17 protein-coding genes are annotated in these 14,554 nt (G+C 69.6%); 4 read left to right on the plus strand and 13 right to left on the minus strand.

The annotated features are described in order from the left end of the window. Positions 1-3: 3 nt before the first annotated feature. From G7043_RS39320 to G7043_RS39345, 6 genes are all read right to left on the minus strand, one after another. Positions 4-510, minus strand: a complete 507-nt coding sequence (locus tag G7043_RS39320) for a general stress protein (RefSeq protein WP_166053781.1) — start codon at positions 508-510, stop codon at positions 4-6. A 38-nt stretch (positions 511-548) separates the two neighbouring features. Continuing rightward, positions 549-1,325, minus strand: a complete 777-nt coding sequence (locus G7043_RS39325) for an arylamine N-acetyltransferase family protein (protein WP_166053782.1) — start codon at positions 1,323-1,325, stop codon at positions 549-551. A 9-nt stretch (positions 1,326-1,334) separates the two neighbouring features. Beyond that, positions 1,335-1,853 (minus strand): GNAT family N-acetyltransferase, encoded by a 519-nt coding sequence (locus G7043_RS39330; RefSeq protein WP_166053783.1) that lies wholly within the window; start codon positions 1,851-1,853, stop codon positions 1,335-1,337. Between the two features lie 71 nt (positions 1,854-1,924). After that, a complete protein-coding gene (locus G7043_RS39335; protein WP_166053784.1) occupies positions 1,925-3,133 on the minus strand; it encodes a hypothetical protein in 1,209 nt (402 codons plus the stop codon). Positions 3,134-3,223: 90 nt separating this feature from the next. After that, a complete protein-coding gene (locus G7043_RS39340) occupies positions 3,224-4,468 on the minus strand; it encodes a hypothetical protein (protein ID WP_166053785.1) in 1,245 nt (414 codons plus the stop codon). Beyond that, a complete protein-coding gene (locus tag G7043_RS39345) occupies positions 4,465-5,043 on the minus strand; it encodes an RNA polymerase sigma factor (protein ID WP_166053786.1) in 579 nt (192 codons plus the stop codon). The genes G7043_RS39340 and G7043_RS39345 overlap by 4 nt, the downstream gene beginning before the upstream one ends. Before the next feature lie 113 nt (positions 5,044-5,156). Here G7043_RS39345 and G7043_RS39350 point away from each other — a divergent pair, with 113 nt between their 5' ends. Next, positions 5,157-5,372 (plus strand): hypothetical protein, encoded by a 216-nt coding sequence (locus G7043_RS39350; RefSeq protein WP_166053788.1) that lies wholly within the window; start codon positions 5,157-5,159, stop codon positions 5,370-5,372. A gap of 505 nt (positions 5,373-5,877) precedes the next feature. Beyond that, positions 5,878-6,609 carry an SDR family oxidoreductase gene (locus G7043_RS39355; protein ID WP_166053789.1) on the plus strand — a complete coding sequence of 244 codons (732 nt, stop codon included), beginning with the start codon at positions 5,878-5,880 and terminating at the stop codon, positions 6,607-6,609. Positions 6,610-6,613: 4 nt separating this feature from the next. Here the strand turns inward: G7043_RS39355 and G7043_RS39360 are convergent, their stop codons facing one another. Further along, positions 6,614-7,117, minus strand: a complete 504-nt coding sequence (locus tag G7043_RS39360) for a DUF2087 domain-containing protein (RefSeq protein WP_166053790.1) — start codon at positions 7,115-7,117, stop codon at positions 6,614-6,616. A gap of 63 nt (positions 7,118-7,180) precedes the next feature. Next, positions 7,181-7,657: a hypothetical protein gene (locus tag G7043_RS39365; RefSeq protein ID WP_166053791.1), complete on the minus strand. Its 477-nt coding sequence runs from the start codon at positions 7,655-7,657 to the stop codon at positions 7,181-7,183. 48 nt (positions 7,658-7,705) lie between these two features. On the opposite strand from G7043_RS39365, the gene G7043_RS39370 reads away from it, so the two are divergent. Together G7043_RS39370 and G7043_RS47830 are read left to right on the plus strand one after the other, a co-directional pair. Then, positions 7,706-8,674 carry a helix-turn-helix transcriptional regulator gene (locus G7043_RS39370; RefSeq protein ID WP_166053792.1) on the plus strand — a complete coding sequence of 323 codons (969 nt, stop codon included), beginning with the start codon at positions 7,706-7,708 and terminating at the stop codon, positions 8,672-8,674. Positions 8,675-8,684: 10 nt separating this feature from the next. Continuing rightward, a complete protein-coding gene (locus G7043_RS47830) occupies positions 8,685-9,857 on the plus strand; it encodes a glycosyl hydrolase family 28-related protein (RefSeq protein ID WP_207312317.1) in 1,173 nt (390 codons plus the stop codon). Here the strand turns inward: G7043_RS47830 and G7043_RS39380 are convergent. Genes G7043_RS39380 through G7043_RS39400 form a run of 5 tightly spaced genes read right to left on the minus strand, consistent with a single transcriptional unit; the run spans position 9,805 to position 14,519 of the window. Then, positions 9,805-10,269 carry a DUF3626 domain-containing protein gene (locus tag G7043_RS39380; RefSeq protein WP_166053793.1) on the minus strand — a complete coding sequence of 155 codons (465 nt, stop codon included), beginning with the start codon at positions 10,267-10,269 and terminating at the stop codon, positions 9,805-9,807. The two genes, G7043_RS47830 and G7043_RS39380, sit on opposite strands and share 53 nt — an antisense overlap. 48 nt (positions 10,270-10,317) lie before the next feature. Then, complete coding sequence (locus tag G7043_RS39385; RefSeq protein WP_313888298.1) at positions 10,318-10,935, minus strand: DUF2238 domain-containing protein; 618 nt, start codon at positions 10,933-10,935, stop codon at positions 10,318-10,320. Next, positions 10,925-11,443 carry a sugar O-acetyltransferase gene (locus G7043_RS39390; protein WP_207312363.1) on the minus strand — a complete coding sequence of 173 codons (519 nt, stop codon included), beginning with the start codon at positions 11,441-11,443 and terminating at the stop codon, positions 10,925-10,927. The genes G7043_RS39385 and G7043_RS39390 overlap by 11 nt, the downstream gene beginning before the upstream one ends. A gap of 17 nt (positions 11,444-11,460) precedes the next feature. Beyond that, positions 11,461-12,222, minus strand: a complete 762-nt coding sequence (locus G7043_RS39395) for an SWIM zinc finger family protein (RefSeq protein WP_166053795.1) — start codon at positions 12,220-12,222, stop codon at positions 11,461-11,463. Next, a complete protein-coding gene (locus G7043_RS39400; protein ID WP_166053796.1) occupies positions 12,222-14,519 on the minus strand; it encodes a DEAD/DEAH box helicase in 2,298 nt (765 codons plus the stop codon). The genes G7043_RS39395 and G7043_RS39400 overlap by 1 nt, the downstream gene beginning before the upstream one ends. Positions 14,520-14,554: the final 35 nt, after the last annotated feature.

A 14,554-nucleotide genomic window follows, 5' to 3' on the forward strand; every position in this document is an offset into this window, starting at 1 on the left:
CTTTCAGGAGCGCCAGGCCAGGGCGGTCAGCATCTCCTTGCCGCGCTCGGCGCTGCGCGGGTGGCTCAGCACGTCGTAACGACCGGCCACGAGCTGGGTGGTCGAGGCGAAGTCGCGGCGGCCGCGCTGGGCTCCGTAGCGGACGGCGGCGCCGGCAAGGCCGAAGAGCGTACCGGTGACCAGGCCCGCGACGATCGGGGCGAGAGCGCCGCCGGTCGAGAAGAAGCCCAGCAGCAGACCGACGAACAGACCGAACCAGGCACCCGACGCGGCTCCCGCGCCGAGGACGCGGCCCCAGGTCAGGCGACCGGTGACGCGTTCGACGATCATCGGCTCGACGCCGACGATGGTGACGTCGGCGACCGGGAAGTCGTTGTCCGCCAGGTGGTCGACGGCTCGCTGCGCCTCTTCGTAGGTGCCGTACGAACCGATCGGCCAGCCCGTGGGCGGCGTGGGCAGAGCGTTGACGCCGGCGTTGGCCCCGGTGGCAAACGGAGTCGCGGTGGTCATGTGCAACACCTCCGAAGTGCGATCCCCTACATCTGGTACTACGAACGCGCTTCCACCGGTGTTCCCGAAGTTGAGCTGATGTGACTCAGCTCCCTCTCGGTAAGCGTGATGTCCAGCGATTCCAAGGTTTTCGCGAGGTCTTCCACCTGAGAATCCTCAGGTTTCTCCCCGGCGCGCTCCACAGTGAACTTCGACCCGACGAGACGGCGGCTCAGCCCCGGTTCGAGGCGCATGACGACGAGTTGGCGGCTGAACGGCGAACGCTCGTGCGTGGCCACGTAGTAGTTGGCGGCCATGTAGTCGACGGGTCGTTGCTCGACGTCGTCCTCGAACGCGTGCTGAAGGTCCCAGCCGTCCGCGACCTGCTTTTCCAGCACCCACCGGCGTTCCACGCGCCGCAACCGGTGCGGCCATCCGGCCTGATCAATGACCGCGCCGTCGACGAGCGGCATCGGGTGCAGCATTCCGGCGCCGAAACCGACGTCGACGAGGTGGTTGTCCACGATGGACATGAAGTGCGTGCGCGGGCCGGTCATCACCCGGCTCATCCTGCGTGCGACCGTGTAACCGAGTCGTTCGAGCACGGCGGTGAACAGCAGTTGGTGCTCGTAGCAGTAACCACCGCGACGGCGTCCGACCAGCTTGGCCTGAATGTCGGTGAGGTCCAGCGACGGCACGACGCCGAGCATCACGTCGATGTTCTCGAACGGGATGGCGCGCACATGCGCCTCGTGCAACTCCGTCAGCGAACTCGATGCGGACGCTCCTGTGCGCGCGAAGTACGCGTCCAGGTCCACCAAATCCGTCTGCCACATGGCTTCCCCCTAGGTTTGTTGCCACTCGTCCTTGGTCAGCGCGTATTCGACCTCTCCGTATTCCGAGCCGGGCAACGGTTCGTCCCAATCGACGTGGAACGTGCGGACGTGCCGCAGCCCGCACTTCTCCATGACACGCCGGGACCCGGCGTTGACGAACATCGTGGTGGCGACGACCCGCTGCACACCTCCGGTGGTGAAGCCGCGTTCGATCAGGGCTTTGCCGCCTTCGGTGGCGTAGCCGCGGCCCCAGAACTCGGGATGCAGCCGGTAGCCGAGCTCCACGACGCCGTCGCCGAGGGGCTTGAACTCGAACCAGCCGACGAACCGCCCGCCGGACTTCTCGTGGGCGGCCAGGAAGCTGTCGCCGAGGAAGTGCTCGACCGGTTCGGGGTCGAGGAACCGCATGACCTCGGGATCGGCGTGCAGGGCCTCGAGGTCGTCCACATCGGACGGCCCGAGCGGGCGCAGCGTCAGGCGTTCGGTTTCCACGGACGCATCGTGCCCCGGTCGTCCACCGGTTTGCATCCGGCCGGAGCCACCACCCGCACAGTCACTTCGCCATGCTGACCAATCTGTCCGGTGGCGTGACTGACCCGTCAATAAACGCTGGTGAGGCTCGCCGCCAGTGCCCCGCTCGCCGTCCCCAACTGGAGCCAGGCGTGCAGGAACTGGGGAGGAGCCGTGGCGAGCAGTCCCGCCGGGGTGAAGGTGCCGCTCAGTCCCTGCTGGGTCACCGGGGTCGCCTTGGCGACGTTGAACACGCCGACCGGCAGTTCGCCGATGACGAAGCTGTGACCATGCCCGGAACCGGGGAACAGGGCCCGCGCTCCCGCGAGGCCGCTGGCCATGCCGACCCAGTCCCACGTGACGAGCGGGATGTCCCGCCAGCGCCAGCCGGGGTTGACCACGCCGAGCGGCTGTCCCGGCGGCAGCAACCGCCGATGGCGGGGCTCGATCTGCTCGGGCGCGGTCAGCAGGTGGACGCCTGTCCAGTCGAGCGTGTGCCGCCGCTGGGTGGGGCGCGTGTCGATCCACGACTGGCCGGACGCCGCGGCGGCGTTCAAGCTCGTCCGCAAAGCGTCGAGGTTCGGTGCGTGCAGCACCAGGGCGGGGGTGGTGCCCTGGTCGGAGAGGTACCAGCTGCCGTCGGCCTGCCTGCCGATCAGAAAGACGTGGTAACCACGCGCGGCGACGCTCTGCCCGTTCTGGATGACGCGGGTGTGCACGTACCACTCGATCTGGGCGATCTGGCCCGGCGTGAGGCCGGTCAGCTGTGCGCTGTGGAAGATCAAGTCCAGCGTGTCGTACGCGTCCGACGTCGCCTGGCCACCCATGGCGCGGAGCGCGCTCGCGGAGTCGTCGAAGACCTGGCTCAGTGCTTCGGCGAGTTCCTGGAACTGCGGCTCGCTCATGGCCGCGCCGGGTGCGGCCAGCGCGGCTCGCACCCGGTTCACCGTGGCCACCACGCGGCCGTAGCCGGTCGCCCCGCCCAGCCGCGTGATCAGCACAGGCCTGTTGGCCTGCAGGTAAAGCAGCGCACCGTCGCACGCCGACAACATGTTGCCGTGCGGTCTCCCCGGGCTGGCCAAATCCCTGTCCCACACCAGGAACGCGGTCAACAGCGATGCGGGATGACACGTGTCGCCACGTTGGGAGAAACCCGGCACCGGGTCGCGCTGCACCAGCGCGTTCACCGCGGTGTTGCCCACCTGCCGCTGCAACGCCTCCAGCTGATGGCGCGTCGCCGGAGGCGTTGCGGCAACCGGGCGGGCCGGCTGGCTCACCGGCTTCGCGTGTTCCCGCATCAGGCCAGTGTCGAGCCGCGTCCTCGTGCCTGCGAGAGCACGAGCGCGCCCGCGTGGGCAAAGTTTCCTTCCCTCGCGGGCCGGATGTGGCTACCGCGTGGGTGTGATGGTCTCCAGGACCACACCCTGGGCGTCGCGCACGACCACGCGGCGTTCCGGGTTGGGCTCCCCCGGCGGCATCGCGAGCACGAAGGTGCCGTTGCCGAGCACGGCGGGCACGTCGGCACTGCCCGGCGCGGTGTAGGTGATCGACGCGACGCGCGGGTCGAAGATCACCCCCACCGCGGCGGTGCCGGTGCTGCCGGAGCCGCCGCCCTCCAGCGGGACGAAGTCGTAGAACGCTCGGACCGATCCCACGGTCGTGCCGTTGACGATCTCCATCCCGTCGGTGTCGCGCAGGTCGTAGACCCAGCCGCGCAGCGGGCCGCCGTCGTCGAGGCAGTACACCATCAGGTCGTTGAACCGGCCGAGCAGGATCGTGCTCGTGGCGCTGACCTTCGCCCTGACGCCGAACACGAACTGGTCGGGGTCCGGGATCGCGCGGTCGGCCAGGCAGGAGGAGGCGAACCGCTGCGCCTCCGGGGTGGCGCGGTCGGCGGGCGGCAGCGGGCGGTCGACCACGGACGGAGTCGGCCCGGCAACTCCGCGCACGGCCGACTCCTCGCCGTTGACCAGGGCTTTTGTGCCGGTCTCTGCCTTGGTGTAGCCGCTGGGGGCGAGGAAGAGGCCGTCCACCAGCGCGGGCATGGTGTTGTTCTGGCCGGGCTCGGCGATCCGGGACAGGCTGAGGAACTTCACGTCCGGCGAGACCAGGCCCGCCAGGGTGCCGCTCGGGGTGGTGAACAGGATCTTCACCTGGCGGCGGCCGTCCTCGATCTTGACGGGGTTCGGTGCGGAGATCGTCGTGGTGGTCGCGGTGTTCGCGCAGAAGAACAGGCCGGTCGGGCCGCGGAAGGCGGTGAGGACCGTGCCGTTCTTGTTGCTGGTCGCGATCGGCTGCCACTGGTCGGCCGGCGGGTGCGTCGTCGCGGCGGCGGTGCAGCGGGCCAGTGCGTCGGGGGCGACCGTGCTGCGTTCGACGTGGTTGACGACGGCGCGGTCCTTGCCGACGAGCTCGCCGTTGTACTGCATGGGAGGCGTGGCGACGTCGGTGTTGCCACCGTAGAGCGCCTGGCCCGTGAAGACGGCACCCGCGGCGAGCACGCTGACGCCGGCGGCGATCAGCAGCGGCCTGGCGGTGCGGGCGGCGGGGTTCATGCCTTCGGACAGGCGGCGCCGCGCCCGCAGGCGGACGTCGTCGGGCAGGGTGCGGTGTTCGGGCAGCTGGTCGATCACGGCGTGTCCTCGGAGGTCAGGTCGCGCAGGTGGGCGCGGGTGCGGGCAACGCGGGCGCGGACGCTCGACTCGGCGATGCCGAGGAGCGTGGCGGCGTCCGCGGTGGACAGGTCGCCGAGCAGGCAGAGCTGGGCGATCTCGCGTTCGGACGGCGGCAGCTTCGCGATGGCCGCGACGACGAGCGCGAGGCGGCGCTGGGCGTCGGTGCGGGCGGCGACCTCGTCGGCGTGGTCGCGCTCGTCCTGCGGGGCCAGTCTCGACACCAGCCGCAACGCCCGGCGCGAGGCACGCCATTCGGTGCGGGCCCGGTTCGCGGTCACGGTGTAGAGCCACGGCAGCGCCGAGTCGCGCAGCAGCTGGGCCTCGCCGCGTTTGCGCCACGCGGTCAGGAAGGTGGCGGAGAGCAGGTCCTCGGCCTGCGACCAGGAGGCGGTCAACCGGTAGGCGTAGTTCCAGACCGCTTCGGCGTGGCGTTCGAACAGCTCCGTGAACGCGGCGTGGTCACCCTGCGCGATCTGCTCCCAGAGCTGTGTGTCGGGCGGACCGACGTTCGCGCGCTCGGTCGTTTCAGTCATCACACTCCGCCTGGGGCCACCAGCGCCCAGTCTGCTGCGTGACGCCGGTCACTCGGTACCGGGGAGTAGCCCCTCGCCGCAGGCGTGGCTGACAGCGATGGCAAGATCTTCGCGTGCCGATCGAGCAGCAGCCCGGTAGTGCAGAACCGGAAACCCAGGTGTTCGCGAAGATCATGATCGAGGAACCGACGATGCCGGCGACGACCCCGGTCACGCCGACGCCGGCAACGCCACCCGCAGCCACGCCGCCGCCCGCGCGCAAGCCCAAGTCGCTCACCAGGCGACTTGCTCGGCGGATCCTCGGCCCGACCTTGATGACGAAGAAATAAGGGCTCTTCGCGCTAGCGATCGGGGACCTGGCCGAGCCCGCCACACACCCGGCAGGCGGTCCGGTCCTCGTTGAGCCCAGAACCAAGGCAACGGCTGCACTCCTTCACAGAAGAACAGTGTCCGCTTCTACTCCGAGTGGACGCAGCCGCCAAAAAGGGACCCCAACGGCAATAATGGGTGACCCCCATCGTTTACGCTCGGTGATCAGGACGGGTGGACGGTCCTGCCGGAATCTCGTTGGCGCGTGCGGCGTTGCCTGCGACAACACCTGGGACGATGCCTCCGCGGTCACCGTGCGGGAGCTTCCACCAGCCGGAGCAGCCGCGCGGGCACGGATGCGACATCTCGTGCAGCACAAGGCCTTCCGGGCCGGGGACGGGTTGCTGCCACGACATCGTTCCGGACCCCGCGCACAGCAGGCAGGTGTCCTCTTCGCACTCCACCTCAGTTAAGTACTCCACACGGGACACTTCGGGCAATCACTGGATCGAGGGGAGAACTCCGATGGCGGTCGCGGTCGTGACGGGAGCAGGTTCCGGGGTGGGACGCGCGGCGGCGCGAACCCTGCTGGCGGCGGGCTTTCAGGTGGCGCTGGCGGGCCGGCGCGAGGACGCGTTGCACGAGACCGGAGAGGGCTTTCCCGACTCGGCGCTCGTTGTACCGACCGATGTGTCGCATGAGGACTCGGTCGTCGCGCTGTTCGAGACGGTGGTCTCGCGGTGGGGCCGCGTGGACGTGTTGTTCAACAACGCCGGGATGAACGTGCGCGCGACGCCGATCGAGGAGTTCAGCCTCAGCGCGTGGGAGAAGGTCGTCGGCGTGAACCTGACGGGCGCCTTTCTGTGCGCCCGCGAGGCGTTCAAGGTGATGAAGACCCGGGGTGGCGGCCGGATCATCAACAACGGCTCGGTGTCCTCGACGGTGCCGCGCCCGCACGCGGTGGCGTACAACGCCACCAAGCACGCGATGACCGGGCTGACCAAGTCGCTGTCGCTGGAGGGTCGCGCGTTCGGCATCGCGTGCGGGCAGATCGACATCGGCAACGCCGCGACGGAGCTCACCGAGCGGATGGGCCAGGGCGTGCTGCAGGCGGACTTCTCGACGGCGCCGGAGCCGACGTTCGACGTGCGGCACGTGGCCGACGCGGTGCTGTACCAGGCTCAGTTGCCGTTGAACGCCAACGTGCAGTTCATGACCGTGATGGCGACGACCATGCCCTACATCGGCCGAGGCTGAGGGGTCAGATCGGTAGTGGCTGGGCCTGGTAGAGGCCGCCGCCGCGTTCCAGCAGACCGAAGTCCACGAGGTAGCGGCGGATGGTCACGTGGTCGACCTCTCCCCCGTCGCACCACGCCTGGAGCCGCTCGTTGATCTCCTTCTCCTCGTAGTACGTCCGCGCGGTGAAGGCGTGCGCGGCGACGTGCTCGAGGATCTTGCGGCGGCGTTCGTGCGCGACCGGCAGCGAGATCAGCTTGTCGCCGCGCACGAACGGCGCGAGCCCGTCCGCGGGCATCTGCTCGGTGAGCGTGGCCGCGAGGGGCTTGAGGTCGGCCGGCCGGGCGGGGTCGCCTTCGATCAGCCCGGCCTCGCGGAGCTTGCGCAGCGCGGTGCCGGCGTCCTTGACCGGGAGTCCGGAGGCGGCGGCGACGTCAGCGAGGGTTCCCGCGCCGAGGACGACGGCGGCGAACGCCCTCAGCCTCGTCGGTTCGGCCAGCGCGCGCACAACGGACTCCGGAGTGGTCATGGTTGCGAACCTAACGCCGCCGTCCACCCGATTTTCAGCGTGAAGGCGCGCCCTGCCACTCCTTCACCGGCCCACCAGGCCCTCGGCCATGACGTCGGTCAGGTAGGACTCGAAGTCGGGCTCGTCGGGCTCCAGCACGTGCCGCACCCACGCCGTGCGTTCGTGGGCCAGCGGCGGCAGCTCCCACACGCAGCCGATGAGGTCCTTCGGGATGACGGTGAAGTGCGTGAGGTCGGGGTCGGTGGAGCCGAGGAACGGCTGGTCGCCCGACACGGCGGTACGGCAGTGCAGGACGTTGTCCCAGACCCAGTTGTAGGCGTTGAGGTACATGCCCGCGGCGCTGCGGTGCAGCACGGTGACGGTGGCGGGCGGGGTCGGGTCGGCGAAGTCCGGGTAGATCTTGGGCAGGAACGCGTAGGCGGCCGCGCGGATGTCGTCGGTGATCTCCAGGCCGGGGGTGACGACCTCGTACCGCTTGACGTGTCTGCCCGCGACGACCAGCGGTTCCTTGACCGCCAGCTGCTTCTCGTAGAAAGCCATGCGTCGAACATATGAGCTATCCCTGACAGGGTGTGGCAGTGTTGTCGCGTGCGTGCGAGCCGGTTGGTGTCGTTGCTGCTCCTGCTCCAGACCAAGGGGCGGATGACGGCTCAGGCGTTGGCCGACGAGCTGGAGGTCTCGGTCCGCACGATCTACCGGGACGTGGAGTCGCTGCACGCGGCCGGCGTGCCGCTCTACGGCGACGCGGGCCCGTCCGGCGGCTACCAGCTCCTCGACGGGTACCGGACGCGGCTGACGGGGTTGACCGAGCAGGAGGCGGAGTCGCTGTTCCTGGCCGGGCTGCCGGGCCCGGCGGCGGAGCTGGGGCTCGGCGACGCGGTGGCGGCGGCGCAGCTCAAGCTGATGGCGGCGTTGCCGTCGTCGATGCGGGACCGGGCTTCGCACATGGCGGAGCGGTTCCACCTCGACGCGCCCGCCTGGTACTACGACCCGGAGAAGTCACCGTTCCTGGAGGTCGTGGCGGACGCGGTGTGGCGCTCGCGAATGCTGGAGGTCGGCTACCGGCGCTGGCAGGCGCCGGAGTACGTGACTCGGGTGCTGCGGCCGTTGGGGCTCGTGCTCAAGGCCGGGCGCTGGTACCTGGTCGCCCAGGGGGCGTCGCGCATCTCGACGTACCGGGTGTCGCAGATCCAGGCGGTGTCGGTGCTGGACGAGTCGTTCGAGCGGCCGCAGGGGTTCGACCTGGCGGCGCACTGGGTGGCGTCGCTGGAGGACTTCCAGGCACGCCAGTTCACCGGCGAGGCGACCATCAGGCTCTCGCCGGGCGCCTGGAAGTCGTTCTCGTCGCACGTGCTGCCCGCGGTGGCGCGGGCGGCCGAGGAGTCCGCTGTGGACGACGGCCCGGGGGTGCGGGTGACGATCCCGATCGAATCGATCGGCCACGCGACCGGCATGCTGCTGCGGATGGGTGGCGAGGTCGAGGTGCTCGCGCCGGACGAGCTGCGTGCGCAGGTCACGGCCGCGGTACGGCAGCTGGCGTCGATCTACCTGTCGTAGATTGACGTCCATGGGGGACATTTCCGATTCAAGTCGTCGTTCTTTCCTGCGCGCCGGTGCGGTGGGCGTCGGGGTGATGGCCGTGGCGACGCCGGCCGCGCAGGCCGCTGTCGGCGGCTCGCACGTGTTCAGGGTGGGCGACTTCGGTGCCGTGGGCGACGGCCAGGCCGACGACACGGCGGCGATCCAGCGGGCGATCGACGCGGCCTACCAGTTCGCCTCGGACGGCAACGGCTACGCCCGCGTCGAGTTCGAGTCCAGGACCTACCGGCTCGCCTCGCCACCGGCCAGACCGATTCCCGGCCAGTTCCACACAGCCGGCCAGCTCGTGATCCCGCGCCGGACCTCCGGCCCGCTCGTCTCGCTGGAACTGGCGGGCGCGGGCGCGCAGACCGGTCTGCAGTTCGGCTACCACGAACCGCAGGCGCCGGCGGGCACCCTGCTCAAGTCGACGGTGACCACCACCTGGAGCGGCCACGCCGAGGGCCAGCCACCCGCGGTGCTCGCGGCCCCGCGCGGCGAGAGCGAGACCTGGGGCGGCTTCAACCGCGTGTGCGTGGCGATCACCAACCTCGCCGTCCAGGTGCCGTCCAACCCGACGCTGTCGGGCCTGAACCTGTTCTGGACGCCGCAGGTCCGGCTGCAGGGCGTGCGGATCAGCACCCCGGAGCCGTTGCCCGCGATGGTCGAGCCGACGCACAACTGGTCCACCGGCGTCGTGCTGCCCGGCGGCGACAACAACGCGGTGATCTACGTCCGGGACGTGCACGTCGGCGGCTTCCACACCGGCGTGATCTTCAGCGAGCACACCGACGCGTCCAGCCTGCTGATCTTCGCCTGCAAGGTGGGCCTGGCCCCGCTGGGCCGGATCCTGCACACGTCCCGGTTCGGCCTGGTCACCATCGAGCTGTGCCCGACGCTGATCTCCCAGGTCGACTGGGAGCAGGGCCGGATCGCGGCGCCGCAGGGCGACAGCTTCCGGATCGACCTGCTCGACGTCGAGGAGTTCAACGGCTTCGACAACCGCCTGGCGTGGACCAGGCACGACGTGCACGTCTACGACCCGAACAACAAGTTCCGGGGCTGGATCTGGATGGCCCGGTCCGGCCGCGACTACCTCGGCATCCCGCTCACGCGGGTGGGTGGCCAGCGGCTGCAGATCCACGAGATCCAGGACACCTGATCCCGAAGCGCGCGAGGTGGTGCCACAGGTGCTTCACGACCTGTGGTGCCGCCCCGGCGTTGTTGACGGCCGCGCTTTCGAGGATGTGCGGGTCGAGGTAGCCGTTCTCGGCGATCGTGAGTCCTAACGCGACGGACTCGGGTGTGCGGTAGTCCTGGTGGCGCAGCAGGTCTGTTGTGGACAGCCGGAAGCCCGCGTGCCGTTCGACCGGGCAGGGCAGCTCGACTGTGTCCGGGAAACTCGGGTCCAGGACGAGGGCTTCCACGTCGTCGAGGGTGACGGGGCCGTGGACGTGTGCCTCGACGTAGTTGTCGAGCGGATCGCGGTCGTCGATCAGCTCGATCAGGGCGAACCGCTGGGCGGTGCCGAAGGTGTCGGATGGGTGTGGTGTGCAGGGCCCTGCCCGTCGCACGAAGCTCGTCCACCAGCTGAACGTGCCGTGACGTGCGCGATCGCCTGCTCAAACCCCACGGGCGAGCTCACGATCGTGCACCCGTGACAACGCGACCTGCGCGGTGATCGCGCCCAGCAGTGCCATGAACATGTCCCACTGGGTGTCCCAGACGTCGCCCTGGGTCCCGAGGAAGTCCTCCGCTGCCGAGCCACCGGCGACAGCCGCCGCCCACTCGAGCAGTTCGTAGGTCGCGCTGAACCCCAGGCACACGCACACGACGAGGAAGAACAGCCACCCGCCCGGCCGCAGCGGGGACTTGCGGAGCAGCACCTCGCGGGCCAGCAAGGCCGGCACGAAGCCCTGGACGAAGTGAGCGAACCGGTCGTAGTGGTTGCGGACGAGGTCGAACAGGTCCTGCGCCCAGAAACCCAGCGGCACGCGGGCATAGGTGTAGTGGCCGCCGAGGATCAGCACGAGCGCGTGGACGAAGATCAGGCGGTACAGCAGGGGTGTCAGCGGGAAACGCCGGTAGGTGGGGATCAGGATGGCCGCGCCGATCACGACCGGCGCCACCTCGAGGTACCAGGTGGTGCGGTCGTAGGGCCCGACACCGGACACCACCAGCGCGACCAGGGTCAGGCCGAGCAGGATCAACGGCTCGGTGGCGGAACGCTCATAGGTCACGGATCACCTTGCAGGGGTTGCCGACCGCGAGCACGCGCGGCGGGATGTCGCGCGTCACGACGCTGCCCGCGCCGATCACGGCATTGTCGCCGATCGTGACGCCCGCGCACACGATGACGCCGCCGCCGAGCCACACGTTGTCGCCGATGGTGATCGGCGCGGCGGACTCGAAGCGCTGCCGGCGGGCCTCGTGGTCTTCGATGGGATGCAGGGCGGTCAGCAGCTGCGCGCGGGGGCCGATGGAGACGTCGTCGCCGATGGTGATGGTGGCGCAGTCCATGAGGATGGCGTCGTAGTTGAGGAAGCTGTTGGAGCCCAGGTGGATCTGGTAGCCGTAGTCGCACTGGAACCGCGGCATGACCCACGAGCCCTCGCCGACGGATCCGAAGAGCTTCTCGATGACGGCGTGGGAACGCGTGGCGTTGAACTCGTCCACCAACCGCTGCGCGGCCAGCCTCTCGGCGACCAGTTCGGGGTCGGAGTCCTTGTACAGCTCGCCGGTCATCATCTTCTGCTTCTCGGTGATCACCCTTCGAGAGTGCCCGAACGCAGCAGCGCGCGTGCTCTCTTCGCGGCGATCTCCATCAGAGCGGTGAGCTCCCCAGCATCGAATCCGGGCGGCGGTTCGACCGCCAGCACCACAGGTGTGGTGGCCGGAAGCCCGGGACGTTCAGGCAGCTGACCTGCGGGTTCAGTCGAAACCACCACAGGTGTTCTGGTGCCGACGGGTCCGGCGACGCGCTGCTTCAGGGCGTCGAGGAGTTCGTGTTCCGGTTTGCCCTTGAGCAGCAGCAGGACGAACGGGTCGGCGTCGAGCAGCCAGCCGACCTGGAACGCGAGCGCGGCGGCGTGGCGGCAGGGCAGTTCCCAGCCGTCGCAGTCGCACGAAGGTTCCAGGTCGCCGATGCCGGGCAGCAGGTCCACACCGGACTCTTCCGCCGCGGCGACGAGGTCGCGGGGCATGTCGTTGTCCAGCAAGGCGGCGATGTGCCCGGCCTGGTCGGCGACGCGGTCGAGGAACCGTCCCCATTGGACTTCGGTCAGCACCGGCACGTGGACCGTGGTGCTGTGGACGGTGTGGTCGTCGTGGACCTGGGCGTGCAGGCGGCCGGGGCTGACGGTGATCGGGCCGACGACGCCGGCGTGGGCGTAGCGACGGCCCAGGCGGATCAGGCCGAGGTCGAGCGCGGTGTCCTCCAGCGCCTTCACCCACGCCTTGCCCCACCACGTCGTGGCGACGCGGCGTTTCATCTTGGGGAACGCGGCGAAGCCGCGGGCGGAGGTCATCAGGCGCTCCTGAGTTGGACGAGTTCGGCGAGTTCGGCGTCGGTGAGTTCGGTGAACGCGGCCTCTCCCCCGTGCAGGACGGCGTCGGCGAGGTCGCGTTTGTCCTGCAGGAGCGCGGCGATGCGTTCCTCGACGGTGCCCTCGGTGACGAGTTTGTGCACCTGGACGGGCCTGGTCTGGCCGATGCGGTAGGCGCGGTCGGTGGCCTGGTCCTCGACGGCGGGGTTCCACCAGCGGTCGAAGTGGATCACGTGGTCGGCCCTGGTGAGGTTGAGGCCGGTGCCGGCGGCTTTGAGCGACAGCAGGAAGACCGGTGCGCGACCGTGCTGGAAGTCGTCGACCATCTGTTCGCGCTGCGGGACGGGGGTGCCGCCGTGCAGGAACCGGGTGGGTTGCTTGATGTGGCCCTCCAGCAACCTGGCCATGCCGACGTACTGGGTGAAGATGAGCACCGAGCCGTCCTCGGCGACGATCGTGTCGAGCAGTTCGTCCAGGAGTTCGAGCTTGCCGGACGTGCCCTGCAGCGTGGAGTGGCCGAGGTAGTGCGACGGGTGGTTGCAGATCTGTTTCAACCCCGTCAGCAGCTTCAGGACCAAGCCTCGGCGGGCCATGCCGTCGGAGCGGGCGATCTGGTCGAGGGTTTCCCTGGTCAGCGCTTCGTAGAGCGCGGCTTGTTCGGTGGTGAGCGAGACCGGCAGCTCGGTCTCGGTCTTCCGGGGGAGTTCGGGGGCGACGCCGGGGTCGGACTTGCGGCGGCGCAGCAGGAACGGTTTGACGACCTTGGCGAGGGTGTCGTCGGGTTCGGGCCAGCGGGTGCGGAACGCGCGGTGCGTGCCGAGCAGGCCCGGTGTCGTCCAGTCCAGGACGGCCCACAGTTCGGACAGCGAGTTCTCCACCGGGGTGCCGGACAGGGCGACGCGGGCGGCCGCCGGGATCGAGCGGAGTGCTTTGGCGGTGCCGGAGTGCGGGTTCTTGACGTGCTGGGCCTCGTCGGCGACGACCATGCCCCACGTGTGCGCTTTCAACGCCTCCGCGTCGAGGCGCATGGTGCCGTAGGTGGTGAGCACGACGCCGGTGGCGGCGAGGGTCCGTTGTGGACCGTGGTAGCGGGTCACCGTCGTGCCGGGGGCGAAGCGGTGGATCTCGCGTTCCCAGTTGCCGAGCAGTGACGCGGGGCAGACGACCAGCGTGGGGGCCGGGTGGTCGCGGTGCAGGTGCAGGGCGATGAGGGTGATGGTCTTGCCGAGGCCCATGTCGTCGGCGAGGCAGGCACCCAGGCCGAGGCCGGTCATGTGAGCGAGCCAGCGCAGGCCGTGCAACTGGTAGTCGCGCAGGGTCGCCTGCAGAGCGCCGGGCGCCGGGAACTCGGGGACTGTGGTGATGGCCGTGGTGAGGCTGTGCGCAGCGACCTCGACCTGTTCACCGTCGATGATCGCCACCCCGGCGAGCGCCGCGGTCACGGCCTGGACGGCGGTGATCGGGGCGAGCTGCTGCCGGGCCTTCCTCTTCAGCTCGGGGCCGACGACCACCCACTGGTCGCGCAGCCGCACGACGGGTCGGCTGGCCTCGGCGATGAGGTCCATCTCGGTGTCGGTCAGCGGTGCGTCACCGAGCGCCAGCTGCCAGTTGAACGTGAGGAGGTCGTCGGCTTTGAACTGGCCGCTGGGTTCGCCGATGACGGCCTTCGCCCGCAGGCCGGTGCTGAGGTTGCGCGGCCAGTGGACCTCGATGTCGGTGTCGAGCAGCTCGGCGACTTCGGAGTCGGTGAGGTCGGCCTGGTCGAGCAGCCGCTGCAACGGCGGCCAGGTGGCACGGCCGATGGCGCGGATCGCGGCGAGCTCACGGCCGGAGCCGCGCACGTCCCGCGGGTGCGGATCGGTGATGCCGCGGACCTGGACGATCGCGCGGAACCGCAGGTCATCGGTCGTTTCGACGCGCAGCGAGAGCTTGATCTGCTCGTCTGCCCACGGCTTCAGCTCCGGGACGTGGTGGGGTTCGGCGGCGGCGAAGGGGCCGTCCGCCTCACCGCGTGGCAGCACGTCCGCCACCGCGTCCAGGAACGCCCGCAGCTCGTCGTAGTCCCCGTGGGCCGCGAGCTGCCGCAGGTGCACTTCGTCAGCGTGGTCGAGCGGTCCGATCCGCCAGGTGTCGTGGCCGTCTTCCGTCACGCTCGGCACGATCCGGCCGCGCGCGATCAAGTTGAGTGCGGTGGCGGTGGCCACTCCCCAGTAACCGGCGTCGTCGAGTGCGTCAGGTAAGGCTTCGAACAGGGATTTTCCGCGCAGCTGCCCGAACATACTCTGTACCGTACAGCATACGGTACGGTAGGGTC

The organism is Lentzea alba (genome assembly GCF_011067745.1).
In the GTDB taxonomy this organism is placed as follows: domain Bacteria; phylum Actinomycetota; class Actinomycetes; order Mycobacteriales; family Pseudonocardiaceae; genus Lentzea; species Lentzea alba.